15 protein-coding genes, 1 tRNA gene, 1 rRNA gene, 1 pseudogene and 1 other annotated feature are annotated in these 12,782 nt (G+C 63.6%); of the genes and pseudogenes, 1 reads left to right on the top strand and 17 read right to left on the bottom strand.

The window, feature by feature from the left end; genetic code table 11:
- Window position 1: 1 nt before the first annotated feature.
- From RSPPHO_RS01920 to RSPPHO_RS01860, 15 genes and pseudogenes are all read right to left on the bottom strand, one after another.
- Window positions 2–490, bottom strand: coding sequence for a thermonuclease family protein (locus RSPPHO_RS01920; protein ID WP_242390630.1), 489 nt, complete (start codon window positions 488–490; stop codon window positions 2–4).
- Complete coding sequence (locus RSPPHO_RS01915) at window positions 490–1,404, bottom strand: ArdC family protein (protein WP_041793738.1); 915 nt, start codon at window positions 1,402–1,404, stop codon at window positions 490–492. Before RSPPHO_RS01915 ends, RSPPHO_RS01920 begins: the two co-directional genes overlap by 1 nt.
- 119 nt (window positions 1,405–1,523) lie before the next feature.
- The gene (locus RSPPHO_RS01910) at window positions 1,524–2,129 is read right to left on the bottom strand and encodes a DUF2285 domain-containing protein (RefSeq protein WP_014413602.1); all 606 of its coding nucleotides are present in this window, start codon (window positions 2,127–2,129) and stop codon (window positions 1,524–1,526) included.
- 34 nt (window positions 2,130–2,163) lie between these two features.
- Window positions 2,164–2,322: pseudogene (locus RSPPHO_RS21860) on the bottom strand (transcriptional regulator domain-containing protein); the annotation flags it as partial.
- A gap of 177 nt (window positions 2,323–2,499) precedes the next feature.
- On the bottom strand, window positions 2,500–3,090 hold the full coding sequence (locus tag RSPPHO_RS20750) for a sensor histidine kinase (RefSeq protein ID WP_242390553.1): 591 nt from the start codon (window positions 3,088–3,090) through the stop codon (window positions 2,500–2,502).
- Complete coding sequence (locus tag RSPPHO_RS20745) at window positions 3,020–3,964, bottom strand: hypothetical protein (RefSeq protein ID WP_242390552.1); 945 nt, start codon at window positions 3,962–3,964, stop codon at window positions 3,020–3,022. Before RSPPHO_RS20745 ends, RSPPHO_RS20750 begins: the two co-directional genes overlap by 71 nt.
- The gene (locus RSPPHO_RS01900; protein WP_041793736.1) at window positions 3,957–4,688 is read right to left on the bottom strand and encodes a response regulator transcription factor; all 732 of its coding nucleotides are present in this window, start codon (window positions 4,686–4,688) and stop codon (window positions 3,957–3,959) included. The genes RSPPHO_RS20745 and RSPPHO_RS01900 overlap by 8 nt, the downstream gene beginning before the upstream one ends.
- Window positions 4,678–4,926, bottom strand: coding sequence for a hypothetical protein (locus tag RSPPHO_RS18590; protein ID WP_051013564.1), 249 nt, complete (start codon window positions 4,924–4,926; stop codon window positions 4,678–4,680). The genes RSPPHO_RS01900 and RSPPHO_RS18590 overlap by 11 nt, the downstream gene beginning before the upstream one ends.
- Before the next feature lie 269 nt (window positions 4,927–5,195).
- Window positions 5,196–5,492 (bottom strand): DUF6880 family protein, encoded by a 297-nt coding sequence (locus RSPPHO_RS01890; RefSeq protein ID WP_041793734.1) that lies wholly within the window; start codon window positions 5,490–5,492, stop codon window positions 5,196–5,198.
- Window positions 5,493–5,688: 196 nt separating this feature from the next.
- Window positions 5,689–5,765: transfer RNA gene (locus RSPPHO_RS01885), tRNA-Met, on the bottom strand.
- A gap of 51 nt (window positions 5,766–5,816) precedes the next feature.
- Window positions 5,817–5,931, bottom strand: a 5S ribosomal RNA gene (gene rrf / locus RSPPHO_RS01880).
- 82 nt (window positions 5,932–6,013) lie between these two features.
- Window positions 6,014–6,264: a sequence feature (23S ribosomal RNA rRNA prediction is too short), on the bottom strand.
- A gap of 672 nt (window positions 6,265–6,936) precedes the next feature.
- Window positions 6,937–7,773 (bottom strand): CDP-diacylglycerol--serine O-phosphatidyltransferase, encoded by an 837-nt coding sequence (gene pssA, locus RSPPHO_RS01875; protein WP_041793729.1) that lies wholly within the window; start codon window positions 7,771–7,773, stop codon window positions 6,937–6,939.
- 13 nt (window positions 7,774–7,786) lie between these two features.
- The gene (locus RSPPHO_RS01870) at window positions 7,787–8,497 is read right to left on the bottom strand and encodes a phosphatidylserine decarboxylase (RefSeq protein WP_041796326.1); all 711 of its coding nucleotides are present in this window, start codon (window positions 8,495–8,497) and stop codon (window positions 7,787–7,789) included.
- 65 nt (window positions 8,498–8,562) lie between these two features.
- Entirely contained in the window at window positions 8,563–9,651 is a 1,089-nt protein-coding gene (locus tag RSPPHO_RS01865) for a LysM peptidoglycan-binding domain-containing protein (RefSeq protein ID WP_051013561.1), read from the bottom strand.
- A 77-nt stretch (window positions 9,652–9,728) separates the two neighbouring features.
- Window positions 9,729–10,643 carry a hypothetical protein gene (locus RSPPHO_RS01860; protein ID WP_041793728.1) on the bottom strand — a complete coding sequence of 305 codons (915 nt, stop codon included), beginning with the start codon at window positions 10,641–10,643 and terminating at the stop codon, window positions 9,729–9,731.
- A 216-nt stretch (window positions 10,644–10,859) separates the two neighbouring features.
- Here RSPPHO_RS01860 and RSPPHO_RS01855 point away from each other — a divergent pair, with 216 nt between their 5' ends.
- Complete coding sequence (locus tag RSPPHO_RS01855) at window positions 10,860–11,534, top strand: cytochrome b/b6 domain-containing protein (RefSeq protein WP_041793727.1); 675 nt, start codon at window positions 10,860–10,862, stop codon at window positions 11,532–11,534.
- 122 nt (window positions 11,535–11,656) lie between these two features.
- Here RSPPHO_RS01855 and RSPPHO_RS01850 read toward each other — a convergent pair whose 3' ends face one another.
- Together RSPPHO_RS01850 and RSPPHO_RS01845 are read right to left on the bottom strand one after the other, a co-directional pair.
- Window positions 11,657–12,217, bottom strand: coding sequence for an RNA polymerase sigma factor (locus RSPPHO_RS01850; RefSeq protein WP_041793725.1), 561 nt, complete (start codon window positions 12,215–12,217; stop codon window positions 11,657–11,659).
- Window positions 12,218–12,348: 131 nt separating this feature from the next.
- Window positions 12,349–12,780: a flagellar export chaperone FliS gene (locus RSPPHO_RS01845; RefSeq protein ID WP_014413594.1), complete on the bottom strand. Its 432-nt coding sequence runs from the start codon at window positions 12,778–12,780 to the stop codon at window positions 12,349–12,351.
- Window positions 12,781–12,782 lie beyond the last annotated feature (2 nt).

The following is a 12,782-nucleotide window of genomic DNA, read 5'->3' as shown; positions in this document are numbered from 1 at the left end:
GTCAGTGCGTCCACCGCCAGTCTTCAGGCGCCTCGAACCTGCCGGACCAGAGTCCCCGGCGGGCGAGACGAGCCCGACCCTGCTCGAGGGGAAAGCCGCCGAAGCAGCCCTTGCAGGCCAACGCCCAGCCCTGCTCGACCAGCCAAGCGTTGAGATCAGTGCCGCCGACCCGGCAGGTCGAGATCAGCCGATCCGCCGCATCCCGAGTGCGGGTCAGGCAGCCGACGGGCCACTCGCCGATGTACTGGCGCAACGCGGCGGCGGCGGCGCGACCGCACGGCCAGTCGCGGTTTTCCTTGCTCCGGCAGGTCTGGCCGAGGTCGGGAGCATCGAGGCCGTAAAGCCGCAGAGTCTGGCCGGCGACAACGATGGTGTTGCCGTCGATCACCCGGGCCGGACCGGACAGATTGGGCTTGATCCCCGGGGTGACGGCCAACGCCGCGAAGATCAGGGCGATGCCGATCACGCCGCGCCGCACCAGCGGGCCCATCACGCCGCCTCCTGACCATGGTCGCCCTCGGTCTCCGGCAGGAAACCGAGCAGATAATCGGCAGCTTTCGAGGCGGCGCTGGCGGCGCGGATGATCGCCCGGTCGTCGTCGCGCAGCACCTCGAGCCAGGAGCCGATGTAATCGGCATGGCGGACGGTGGGGACGATGCCGAGGCTGGCGCAGGTGAAGGCGCTGGTCATTTCCGCCACCAGTTCCTCCTGGCCATACAGCTTGGAACCATAGGAGCCGGACAGATTGCGGTTGAGCCGGGAGGGATGCCCGGTCCAGTGGCCGAGCTCGTGCAACGCGGTGCGGTGCCAGTTGATCGGCTCGAAATAGGCCTCGGGCCGGGGCACCTGGATGTAATCGAGCCCCGGACTGTAGAAGGCCTTGTCGCCGCCGAGACGCAGTGTGGCGCCGCTGGCCCGGATCAGTTCCTCAGCCCGGGGCAGGATCAGTCCGTCTGGGATCGGCGGTGGGACGGTCACCAAGGCCTCTGGCAATCCATCGCACTGATCGGTGTTGAAGACGGTGAAGCGCTTGAGAAACGGGATCGACTGGGCGTCCTCGCCGGTTTCACGAGCCCGGCGGCGCGCCTCGTCGGGAACGAAGCGATCGGCATAGACCACGGTGGTGCCGTGCTCGCCCTTGCGCACCGCGCCACCGAGGGCCAGTGCCTGACGGAAGGTCAGCCAGCCCTGGCCGGAGAAGCCGTGGCGGAACACCGCCCCCCACAGAATCAGCACGTTGATCCCCGAATAGCGCCGGCCGGTCGCGGCATTGCGGGGCAGGCCGAGATCGCCTGGGCCGTCGGCGCGACCCCAGGGCTGGACCCAGGGCAGCCGACCGGCTTCGAGCTCGGCGATGATCCGGTTGGTGATCTCGGCATAGAGGCTGTTCCGATCAGACGCCATCACGGTTCTCCTCGACGGACCGGTGGAAAGCCTCTCTCTCCACCACGGCACCCGTCGCAGGTTCCCCACTCCCGCCTCTCCCTCTCGTCCCCCTCCAGCTTCCGTGGCCCCGTCCCAGCTTATCCCAGCAGGTCGCGGTAGCCGCCCTGGACCAGAGCGGTCGCGACCTGGATCAACCGCCGCACCCGCAGCCGCAGATACTGCGACCGGCCGTTCCAGTCCTCCCGCACGATGGTTTCGCCAAACAGGGCCACGGCGATCTCGCGATGGCTGGCGCCGGCCGCCAGGCCGTCGTAGGCCTGCAACGCCAGAGCCCAGCGGCGGGCGCGCGGCTCCGGCGGAAACAACCCGAGCGGAAACCTGCCCCGGCGGCACAGCATCACCAGACGGCGCAAGGTCAGCGTCTTCACGTCGATCTGGGTGATCCCGGACAGGGCGTAATGTAGGCGCACCGGCCCGGTCAGCAGCGTGCCGTCGACCAGTTCGAGCTGGAGGTGACGAACGCCATCGCTGAGGAGAAGAAATTCTCGTCCATCGGCCAAGCGGAGCACGGTGGCCCAGGCGGCGAAGCGTTGCAGATCGAAGGCCTCGGTATCCCCGGGCGAAACGGGCCGCGCCTCGACCAGGACCACCGAGGAATCCCAGTCGGCCCGCCAGAATATCCGCGCATCGGCGCAGGGAATGCTGGCCGCCTCGGCAAAAATGCAGCCCCCAATCCGAGGCATCGGCGTCGTCGGACGACGTCAGCACCCCGGGGGCAGAAAATTGCCTTTGGATTTGAGCAGTTTGGGCAATGTAATCGGGATTGCGCCGCAGCCATTTCCAGGCCCACCCCGCCCGATCCAGGTGAAGCAGGTCACGGTAATTGCTCCGGTCACGCCAATCCCACCCGACAGTCTCGACGTCCTCTTCGGTCATGACGGAGTCCCCCCGGTCGGTTGCGCGCCGCCGCGCAATCGTCTTGGCTCTCGATCATCGGAAGATCTGGGGAGCTGATCGCGCCATCACGCGGCAAGACCGGGTCCCAACATCGATAGAAATACCTTGTCTGCAGGGGCCAGCGGGTGAGAAGGCAGTGACAAACCGGGGACCGGCTCACCCTGCCAGGGGCAGGGCCACCGTGACGATCAGTCCACCGTCGGGTCGATTGGCAGCCCAGACCCGGCCGCCCATGGCCTCGGCGTTGCGGCGGACGATCCACAGGCCGAGACCGTCATGCTCCTTGCCACCGTCCCGGCCAGATACATAACGCTCGAAGATCGTGTCCAAGTCGGCCTCGGCAATTCCGGTTCCCTGATCGGACACGGCCATCTCGGCCATCGTACCGGCCCGCCGGACTTCCAACGTCACCGTCCCCCCTGGTGGGGAAAAATCGAAGGCATTGTCGATCAGGTTCTCGGCGATGATTTCGAACTGCTCCGTGCCGCCGATCACCATCAATCCAGAGACGATTCGGAGGTCAAGACGCAGGTCGCGCTCCTCGGCGAAACGAGCAAAGCCCTGCCCCAGGGTCGAAAGCAGCGCCGACAGATCGACCCGGTGGCGGGGGCAATCGACCAGACTGGCGATGGTCTCGTCGATCCGTCGCGCGGTTGAAACCAGGGCATCGAGTCGTTCAACCGAGAGGGAAATCAGCTCGACACTGCGCTGTAGGCCGGTGGAGTCTCCCGGCAGTTCCCGACGCAACGGTTCGATCGCCTGAGAAATCACCGCCAGCGGTGCTTTCAGGGCATGGGCGCTTTTCTTCCGCCGCCTGACGGATCAGTGCTTCGGAGCGCCGTAGCGTCGTCACCATGATGTCGAACTCCCGCGCCACATCAGCCAAATCGGGGACCCGGTTGGCGGCGGCGAAACTGCCACGGTTTTCTCCGGCGACCACGGCACGGGCGACCGCACGAAACCGGCGCAGATTGGTCCAGGCGTCGGTGAAGATCGACAGCACCAGCAGCGCCATCACCGCATAGATCAACGCGGCGGCCTGGATCTCGGGAACTCGCCAGTAAGGTCGCCCGAGCAGTCGCTCGGCGAGCGGACCGGACGGCTGCGCGGCGATCACCACCCAACATCCGGCGGGACGTGGATAGGGGGCGAGATAGGTCAAGACTTCGCCATCGGCACCAGGCAGGCGCAGAATCAGCGGCCGACCGCCAGCACAACTGGCATCGAGTGACGCCAGCACGCCACTGGAGAGCAGACGGTCCATCGTGCTGCGTCCTCGCCCGATCTCCATCTCGGGAGCCGAAGCAACCAGGAGAAAAGAACTGGAACCAATGGCCGAGCGGAACAGCACCCTGATCGACAGCCCCCCTTCGGCCAGTCGGCGCGCTGTCGAGTCGATCCGGGCGGTGCTGCGCGGGGTCAGGATATCGAGCAACGGAAACAGCGCTTCTCCAGCCAGCCGCCCTTGTTCCTGCGCCAGATGCCGCAACAGCGCGCCCTGCTCACGCTCGGCGGCGTCAAACCGTTGGACCAGCAGGACTGGAACGATGGAAAAGATCACGAGCGCCGCGATCAGCTTGACCGCGAAGGAGCGAAAGCAGCGGACAAGTTCCTTACCCATGGTCCACCCGCCAGCAATAGCCAAAGCCGGGATAGGCGGTGATCTGGTCGAAACTCGGATCGAGATCTCTGAACTTGCCCCGGATGCGCTTGATGGCGGCCCGCACGTTGACGCGGTAGCCATCGAGTCCGGCGCCGGCATGAAACCCCTTGCCTCGACCGGCATCGTATAGCTGTCGAAAACCGACATCGCGTCCAGCCTTGCCGGCCAAGGCCTGGACCATCGCGAATTCGGTGACGGTGAGATCGACCTGTCGCCCGCGCCAAATTGCCCGGCGGCTTTCACTATCGAGAATCAACTCCCCGATCACGATCCGGTCGTCGGCACTGGCCACCTCCGTCACGGGCACCCGCCCCAAAATGATCCGGATTCGCCGCTGGAGGATGGTGAAACCACGCGACTTCTCGACGAAATCCGCAGCACCGCCCAAGAGCGCAGCTTCCTCGAAGACCTGCTCCCCCAGCATAGTCAGGAAGATCACCGGCAGTTCGGGGCGAAGAGTCCGGAGCCGACCCTGCACCTCGATCCCGTTGAGGCCGGGCATCTTCCAGTCGAGCAGGACCAGATCAGGCTTTTCCTGGCAGCCAAGGGCGGCGAGGAATGCCTCGCCATCTCCCCATTCCTGCACGGTAAAGCCGGCACTGATCAAATTGGCGGTGAGCGATTCGCGGAACAGCCCATCGTCGTCGACCAGGGCGATGAGGGGACGAGAGTCACCGGCCATGGGGCCGTCCGCTTTCACGCAAGCGGTTGAGGCAAAGTGTTTCGGCGATGCCCCCGTCGATCTCGACGCCCAGAACCCGGAGTTTGTCTCCCGGGATCTCAGGATAGAATGAGATATAGAAAGTGCATGCCTTGCCGCGATATTCCCAGATCGTCGCCATGCCCCGCAATGTCACAGCGGACGGAGACCCGAGCAACCCCACCACATCGTCGGGCGTGAGGGTTTTGAACTGCTCCATCCGCAAATCCGGAAGCGACGGACCTGCGGGACGCTTTGGCGGCGGAGTTGGACGAGGGGGTGGCGGAAGAATCGGCGATGGGACAACAGGCTCGGGAGTCGGGTCCGGTACGGGGGGCGGCGGAGTCGCGCAGGCAGTGACCATCCCGAGGATAGCCGCCACAACCAGACGATCCCGCCCCCGATGCGACATGGCAACGCCTCGTCAATATCCCACATGAAGATACATCTTATACATTTTTAATTCTTTTAGTTGTGATGACAATCACACTACCGCGAGAATACCCCGACATCCTCGCTCAGCCTGCGCCTTGGGCGGCGACGTGGGCCCAGGGTCTTCCGACCATGGGACTGACGCAACGCGAACCGATAGGCATCATGGGAATCGAATCCGTCCCAATCATTGATATCCGAAACGGCCGCAGGCCCTTTGGCTCCGGCCGGGGCGGCCTTGAGCCGCTTGCGGAAAGCCGGGCTGCCTTCCGCCTCCTCCAGGATCAATCGGGCGAGTACGCCCGACCCCAGAGCGATCAGGGATTCCGGAGAAAGAGAGGTCTTGCCAGCCATGGGGTTCCGTCCCGCTCGAAATTCGGAAATCGGGCGACCTTGGCAGCGGAGAGGGGACGGGTTCAAGCGAAGGCGGCGGGAGGGATTCCCGCCCCACATACGCTTTCGTCCGTTACCTATGCGTTACCTGTGCCGGGGACGGAACGCGAAAAAGGCGTTAGCCTTTCAACTAACGCCTTGATTTCTTTGAAATTTTTGGTTGCGGGGGCAGGATTTGAACCTACGACCTTCAGGTTATGAGCCTGACGAGCTACCGGGCTGCTCCACCCCGCGATAAGGCTATTTGACAGTGTAAAGAGGGTTTTTTGACAGACGGCTTTGAAGGCCTGGCGGCGACCGACTCTCCCACGCCTTAAGACGCAGTACCATTGGCGCTGAACAGTTTCACGGCCGAGTTCGGGATGGGATCGGGTGTTTCCTGTTCGCCATGACCACCAAGCCATCGAAGCCGTCTGATGATGTCGTTATGGGAATTTACAAGCGCTAGGGCCGGCCTGGCCTCTGCGCGTTTATCAAGCCGATCGGACGATTAGTACCGGTTAGCTTCACGCATTACTGCGCTTCCACACCCGGCCTATCAACGTGGTGGTCTACCACGGTCCTGATAGGGAAACCTGGTTTCGAGGGAGGCTTCCCGCTTAGATGCTTTCAGCGGTTATCCTGTCCATCCTTAGCTACCCAGCGATGCCACGGGCGTGACAACTGGTACACCAGAGGGATGTCCATCCCGGTCCTCTCGTACTAGGGACACGGTATTAGTCCTCGTTTCCAAGGATTATTCCGTACTCCAAGGTACGTTCCCACGTGTTACTCACCCGTGCGCCACTCATCCCGAAGGATGCGTTCGACTTGCATGTGTTAGGCCTGCCGCCAGCGTTCGTCCTGAGCCAGGATCAAACTCTCAAGTTAACCTCGAAAGCCGAGCCTTTTCTCAATCACTTATACTTGGCCATAAGAACTTCAAAGGTATCGAACGAGTCGATATTCTTTTCGTCTTACTCAAGATGAGCGGTTGAGGAAGATCTCTCTTCCGACAGCCCCGGTTCCCCGAGAGCCGCCCGCCCATCTCTTTCGATCGCGTTTTCTTTTACAATGTCAAACAGCACACCGGCGAACCGGCAATATTGACTAACCACTTAGCTTCGACTACCGTCACATCGTCAGATGCTTCGTTCGTCGTCACCAAGGCGGCGGTTTTTACTAGCACCGCCCCACCGTGTCAACCGCTTTTTTTCAGGGCCGCCACACCGGCTGAAGCCAACGAAGCGACCCGGGCGGTCAACCGCATCGGGAGGCCGGGTTATAGAGAGTGCCCCTCAGCAGCGCAAGCCAAAAAATCGAGGGGTCTGGGGAGGCAAGCCTCCCCAGCCTTAAATCACGGAAAACCAAGGCCGGGGAGGCAGGCCTCCCCAGACCCCTCGATCCCGGGGGCGTGGGCTTGGGGTTACGCTCCCTCGACCGGCTCGGTCTTCCCCTGATCCTCGCCCCCCGCCATATGCTGCGCCTCGCGCTGCAACCGGCGGAAGGTGTGGAACGAGATGGGAATCAGCGCGAGGTAAATCACCCCAACGCCCCCAAGGGTCAGCCAGGGGTTCGTCACCAGCAACCCCGCCAAAATGCCAATCCCCACCAACAACGGCATCACCGCCTTGTGGGGCACCTTCACCTTCTTCAGGCTAAAGGTCGGCAGGCGGCTCACCATCAAGGCCGCCACACCCGCCAGCACCAGCCCAACCAAGGCCGGATGGCTGAAGACCTCGGGCGTCTCGGTGGCAAACGACAACATCATGGGCAGCATGACCAAGCCAGCCGCTGCCGGCGCGGGCACACCGGTAAAGTAATTATAAGCCCACGCCGGCAAATCCCGCTCGCCCATCAACTGGGTATTAAAGCGGGCCAAGCGCAGGGCACAGGACACGACATAAAGCAGGACCAAAGCCCAGCCGACACCTCCGGCCATGCCCATCGACCACAGATAGAGCAGAAGCGCCGGCGCCACACCAAAACAGACAAAGTCGGAAAGACTGTCCAGTTCAGCGCCGAAGCGACTGGTGCCATTGAGCAAACGCGCAACCCGACCATCCAGGCCATCCAGAATGGCGGCCAGAATGATCGCCACAACGGCCTTCTCAAACTCGCCGTGCAGGCCATAGCGCAAGGACGTGAGACCGGCGCACAGAGCCAACAAGGTCATCACATTGGGGATGATCTTGTTAAAAGACAGGCCCTGAAGCCGGGGAGTGCGCCGCCGGTGCAGCTTGGCGCGGGGGTGTCGAACCATGGATGCGTTCCCGTTAGCGCGCGACAGCCGTGCGCGTCGTCTCGGACGACGACAGGTCGGCCAGAACGGTCTCGCCGGAGACCATCGTCTGACCCGGCGCCACCAGCGGAGCCACGCCCGGCGGCAGGTAGATATCAACCTTGCTACCAAACCGGATCAGACCAACCACGTCGCCGGTCAGAACGGTCTGGCCCTCGGTCACGTCGCAGCGGATCCGGCGCGCAATCTGCCCGGCGATCTGGGTGAAGGCGATCTGACGACCGTCTTGCATCTTGACCACGACGCTGTTGCGCTCGTTTTCCTCGCTGGCCTTATCCAGGCTGGCGTTCAGGGTCTTGCCGGCCTTGTGCAACACCTTCGTTACCGTCCCGCCAATGGGGGCGCGATTGACGTGGACGTCAAACACCGACAAGAAAACGCTCACGCGCTGGCGCTTGCCCGGCGGATCGAGCGCCAACTCGGCCGGCGGATCCACTTCGTCGATCGCCTGCACCAAACCACTGGCCGGCGAGACCACCAGCCCCGACCGCTCCGGCACGAAGCGCTTGGGATTGCGAAAGAAGTACAAAACCGCCGCGGTCAGCGCAAAGCCCAGCAGCGCCAGCCAAAACGCCAGCGTCCACAAAACCAGCGACACCGCGCCGGCGATCGCCACAAACTTCCACCCATCGGGATGGAACGGAGGATTCAGGTAGGTCTTCCAATCGATATCGATGCGACGCATCTTTCCCTCCACAGGAACAAAAAAACGGTGACAGACCGGACGGCTCCGCATGGTCGAGCCCTCCATCACCGGGGTGATCGCGAGACTCCCTCGGGCTCGCGAACAGGCTCCGGCCGGGGAACGGTAAACACCTGGCCGGGATAAATGAGGTCAGGATCGCGGATGTGCTCGCGATTCGCCTGAAAAATAACCGTATAGCGCCATCCCTCGCCGTAAACCGACCGCGCCAAGCGCCAGAGATTATTCCCGGGTTGCACCACAAGCAGCGCCCCCCCGGGCTCCGGCGTCGGCAAGGTTTCTGGCCGCTGAAAGGGGATTTCCACCCGCCCGGTCACGGTGCCATCCGGCGTCAAGCGATCGGCGCGCAGGCTGTAGGTGCCCGGCTTCAAGGGGTTTTGACCCACGACGTGCCAGCGGTTGTCCGCCCTGGTCTCCTGCTCCCCGACCACGGCGGTGTCAAGATAGACCCGCACGATGTCGTTGGGTGCCGCCGTCCCGCCCACCACCAGCCGTCCCTCGCTGTCGTAATCCACCGTCTCGATCGACAACTCCGGGGCTGCCCGGCTCTCGCCAAAGCCTTGGAGAATGCGGGCAGACAGGGCGCTCCCCCTTTCTGGCAAGGCCACCACCAAGGGAACGGAGGCCTCCGTCTCGGGCCCTGCCGCCGAGGGCACCACCACCGCCACACTCTCCTGCCCCTGAACTGGTGCTCCCTCGACTGGCCGTGCTTCCAAGGTCAAGAGGTGTTGACCGGGATCCAGCGGCGTGTCGGGCGCCAAAACCCACTCGCCGCGGCTATCCGCCGTGACTTGTCCGACCGTGCGGCTGCCACTTTTCACCGCCACCGTTGCCCCGGGCGTGGCCTTGCCAGCGGCAACGATATCGCCGCCTTTTTCCACCCGAACCACATCAAAACGCACGGGCGCCTCTGGGGTCGTCGCGGCGGAAGACGCGGGAGGAAGCGGCCCCTGAGACGGCAAGGCCCCTTCCTTGATCGCCCCTGACGTGGTGGGGGTGACCTGGGATGTCGTCGCTTGGGGCGGCTCGGCACCGGTAGTCGACCCGCTTGTCCGCGACATCATCACGGCCCCCCAGATCACGAGCAGGATCACTCCCCCAACGATCCCGACGACAAGAAGGGTGCGCTTGTTCACGGCACAGCTCCGCTGCTTCGACCCAAAACAAACCGGGTGGAGTATAAGCGATCCCACCCCCGGGACAAAGGATCCCCTCACCCCGGCGGCATCCCGGCGGAAACCACCGCCAAAGCCCCGGCCACCGGAACCGGCCCCAGCCCGGTTCCCGCCGCTGCCAACCACCGCAACACCACCGCTCCTCCCGCCGCGTTTGGCCTCACCGGGGCTGGAGCGTCCGCCATCAAGGCCAAACCCGCCACCACAACCCCCACCAGGGCGTCGGGATCTTCAAGAACCAACGTTATGGCCAGAGGCATCAACACGCCGAGCCCTGCCACGCGCACACCGGGCCCTATCGGCGATCGACTCACGGCGTGGACGCCCAAGCAGCCCAGCATGGCCACCGTCAGGGCCAGGGCGGGCAAGGCCACGTCGGCGCGATCCACAATCCAAGCCACCAGCGCCACGCCCAAAGCGGCCCCTGGATAGCCTAAAACAGGCGCCCGCCCAACCCTCTCGGCCCGATGCAACCACCAAGACACCCCCAGCCACGTAAAAGCCCCTGTCCCTGCCAGGATAACGCGCGTCGAAACCGACCGGGGGAAAAACGCGTCTCCTGGCCCGCCAGCCAGTCCAAGCGCCAGAAAAAACGCCACCACCCCTGGCACCCAGCGGCCTGGGTGGACGGGGTCGGACGTCGCCGCCTTGCCTTTGCGCGAGCGTGCCGGTGTTGGCGCTGGCAGGGGATCCGCCCACAGCCCACTAAGCGCCGCCACCACCCCGGCCCACACCGCCCAGTCCCCACTGGACAGCCCGTCCGCCCGGCCCGCCTCGAGAAGGCCCCACCCGCAGAGTACCCCCATCGCCACGCCCGCCCCAGGCCAGGGGATCCGGGGGGCTTGCTGGGGGCGGGCCAAGCGGACATAGCCAACCCCTCCCAGGGCAAACGCCAGGGAAACCACAAACGGGACCAGACCCGCGGAAAACAAGGCCGAAGGGGCGGCGGTCATGAGCAAGCGGTCCGTCGCAGATGAAACATCGAAGGTTGACCGACGCTTCCCGCGCGCCAAGGGTTGCGTCCGCGTCGTTGGGGCCGCACAGTCGTGCCGGCCGCGTCGGCCGAACCTCGGCATCCGCCGAGACCAACGCGGCTCACGATAAGGCACCTTTTCCCCGAGGGCGTAAAGCCCCGTTCATCGCCATCCCTTTCAGGCTGGAGACCATCGATGACTGAAGAAACCTCGCCCACCCCGGCCACCTTACGGATCTGGGACCTCCCGACCCGGGTGTTCCACTGGAGCTTGGTTGTGCTTTTGCTCCTTCTGTACATCTCCGGCGACCTGATGGAGCAGGTCTCGGTTCATATGTTCCTGGGCAAGGTCACGGTTGCGCTGGTGATCGCCCGAATCATCTGGGGGGTCGTGGGAAGCGAAACCTCCCGCTTCTCGAGCTTCCTTAAGGGCCCCAAGGACGTTAAGGCCTATATCGACACGGTGAAGAGCGGCGGCCATTGGCAAGGGATCGGCCACAACCCGGCCGGCGCCTACATGATGCTGGGCTTGCTCGCCTTGATTCTCTTCCTCGGGTTCACCGGACTGTTCACCGAAGACAACACCTACGCCACGAAGGGTGGCCCCTTCTTTGAAGCGTCCCCCGAGTGGTGGCAGGGTCTGATGACCTTCTTGCACCATAACGTCTTCTATCTGCTGCTGCTGGGGGCGCTTGGCCATATTGGCGCGGCCCTGTTCTATAAGTTTGTCAAAAAGGACGACCTGATCCACCCCCTGGTCACCGGCGTGCGCCCCGCCATCCCCGGCGTTGCCGAACCGGCCTTCGCGCCCCCGCTGCTTGCCGCGGGAATTTTCCTGGCATCCTTGGTGGTGGTCTTTATCGCCGTGTAACGGCATTGGTTTGGTGTGGCGGCACGGATCTTCTTGAAGATCTGTTCTAAAGACAGCCCGGCGCAGAACGGGGAGGGGGCGGATCCCCAAGGTGTCGCGAAGCGATCCGCTCCCGTCTTTCCCTACTCCAGAATTTCCCGCAAGCGCCGACGACCGCGCTTCAAAAGCGACTCCACGGCATTAAGATTGAGATCCATGACCGTGGCGACTTGGGCCGCCGTAAGGTCTTCATTGTAATAAAGCGTGATGGCGATACGCTGGCGCTCTGGCAACTGGAGCACGGCGTCGCGCAAGCGACCGGCCGCCTCCGAGGCCCCATAGGCCTCCAGGGGCGAGCGGGCGGGATCGCTCATCTCCGCCGTTTCGTCCAACGAAACGGTCGTGTGCTTTCGGGTATAATCAATGCACCGGTTGAGGGCGACGCGATAGAGCCACGTGCGAAAGGCACCAGCCCCAGGGGTCCACTGGTCACGGCGGATCCACAGCTTCAGGAAAATATCCTGGGCGATATCCTCGGCCTCGCCCGAGCCGACGACCCGGCGAGCAAGGCCCACAATACGATCAATGTGACGGGTGACGAGAAGCCGGAAGGCCTCTCGATCTCCATCGCGCACAGAAGCCATGAGCGCTTCATCGGACTGGGACTCGGGCCCCTCTTCCGAGGCAGGCATCCCTGCTGGCATTGTCACATTCCCTGAAGCTGTCATGACAAGACCCTTTTTGAGTTCAGGGACCAGTCAGGACCCCGCGGGGGCGAGGTCCAAGGCTTCAGGGAAGTGTAGCAGTGCCCCCTACCACGGTCACTCGGTAGATTTTACCCGGCGACCGCCTCTTGGTGCGGCTCCTGCGCGGTCAGGGGAGGTTCTCCTGCGAGATTAGCCCACGCATCCCGCATGACCAAAACCTGACGATGAACGCTGGAATAGCGATCAAGGCCGGCATCACCCTTGGTACGAAACGCGGTATGGGCCTGAACGATCACCGTCTGGTAGTAGCGGCTCAAGGTCTCGGTCATCGCCAAGGCGTCAGGATCCCGCCGATTGAGGTTGGCATCCATCTCTGTCAGGATGTTGGTCGCCTTACTCAGGCATTTAAATTCGTCTTCCCGGCGGTTTTCCACCCGGGCCACCTTCGCCCGGGCCACCTGGGTGAGGACGGCGTCATACACTTCCACCAGGACCTTAAGCGGGGGCTGGGCTCGACGGGCAACCCCATAGGCCTGAAGAGCCTTGGCAACGTTGGTCATGT

This window comes from Pararhodospirillum photometricum DSM 122 (genome assembly GCF_000284415.1).
In the GTDB taxonomy this organism is placed as follows: domain Bacteria; phylum Pseudomonadota; class Alphaproteobacteria; order Rhodospirillales; family Rhodospirillaceae; genus Pararhodospirillum; species Pararhodospirillum photometricum.
This window is presented reverse-complemented; position numbering and strand designations above follow the sequence as displayed.

Excerpts from the sequence above, each read along its gene's own strand:
- RSPPHO_RS01920 (WP_242390630.1), bottom strand. The coding sequence starts at position 490 with ATGGGCCCGCTGGTGCGGCGCGGCGTGATCGGCATCGCCCTGATCTTC.
- RSPPHO_RS01915 (WP_041793738.1), bottom strand. The coding sequence starts at position 1,404 with ATGGCGTCTGATCGGAACAGCCTCTATGCCGAGATCACCAACCGGATC.
- RSPPHO_RS01910 (WP_014413602.1), bottom strand. The coding sequence starts at position 2,129 with ATGCCTCGGATTGGGGGCTGCATTTTTGCCGAGGCGGCCAGCATTCCC.
- RSPPHO_RS20745 (WP_242390552.1), bottom strand. The coding sequence starts at position 3,964 with ATGGGTAAGGAACTTGTCCGCTGCTTTCGCTCCTTCGCGGTCAAGCTG.
- RSPPHO_RS01900 (WP_041793736.1), bottom strand. The coding sequence starts at position 4,688 with ATGGCCGGTGACTCTCGTCCCCTCATCGCCCTGGTCGACGACGATGGG.
- RSPPHO_RS18590 (WP_051013564.1), bottom strand. The coding sequence starts at position 4,926 with ATGGAGCAGTTCAAAACCCTCACGCCCGACGATGTGGTGGGGTTGCTC.
- RSPPHO_RS01890 (WP_041793734.1), bottom strand. The coding sequence starts at position 5,492 with ATGGCTGGCAAGACCTCTCTTTCTCCGGAATCCCTGATCGCTCTGGGG.
- pssA (WP_041793729.1), bottom strand. The coding sequence starts at position 7,773 with ATGGTTCGACACCCCCGCGCCAAGCTGCACCGGCGGCGCACTCCCCGG.
- RSPPHO_RS01870 (WP_041796326.1), bottom strand. The coding sequence starts at position 8,497 with ATGCGTCGCATCGATATCGATTGGAAGACCTACCTGAATCCTCCGTTC.
- RSPPHO_RS01860 (WP_041793728.1), bottom strand. The coding sequence starts at position 10,643 with ATGACCGCCGCCCCTTCGGCCTTGTTTTCCGCGGGTCTGGTCCCGTTT.
- RSPPHO_RS01855 (WP_041793727.1), top strand. The coding sequence starts at position 10,860 with ATGACTGAAGAAACCTCGCCCACCCCGGCCACCTTACGGATCTGGGAC.
- RSPPHO_RS01850 (WP_041793725.1), bottom strand. The coding sequence starts at position 12,217 with ATGCCAGCAGGGATGCCTGCCTCGGAAGAGGGGCCCGAGTCCCAGTCC.
- RSPPHO_RS01845 (WP_014413594.1), bottom strand. The coding sequence starts at position 12,780 with ATGACCAACGTTGCCAAGGCTCTTCAGGCCTATGGGGTTGCCCGTCGA.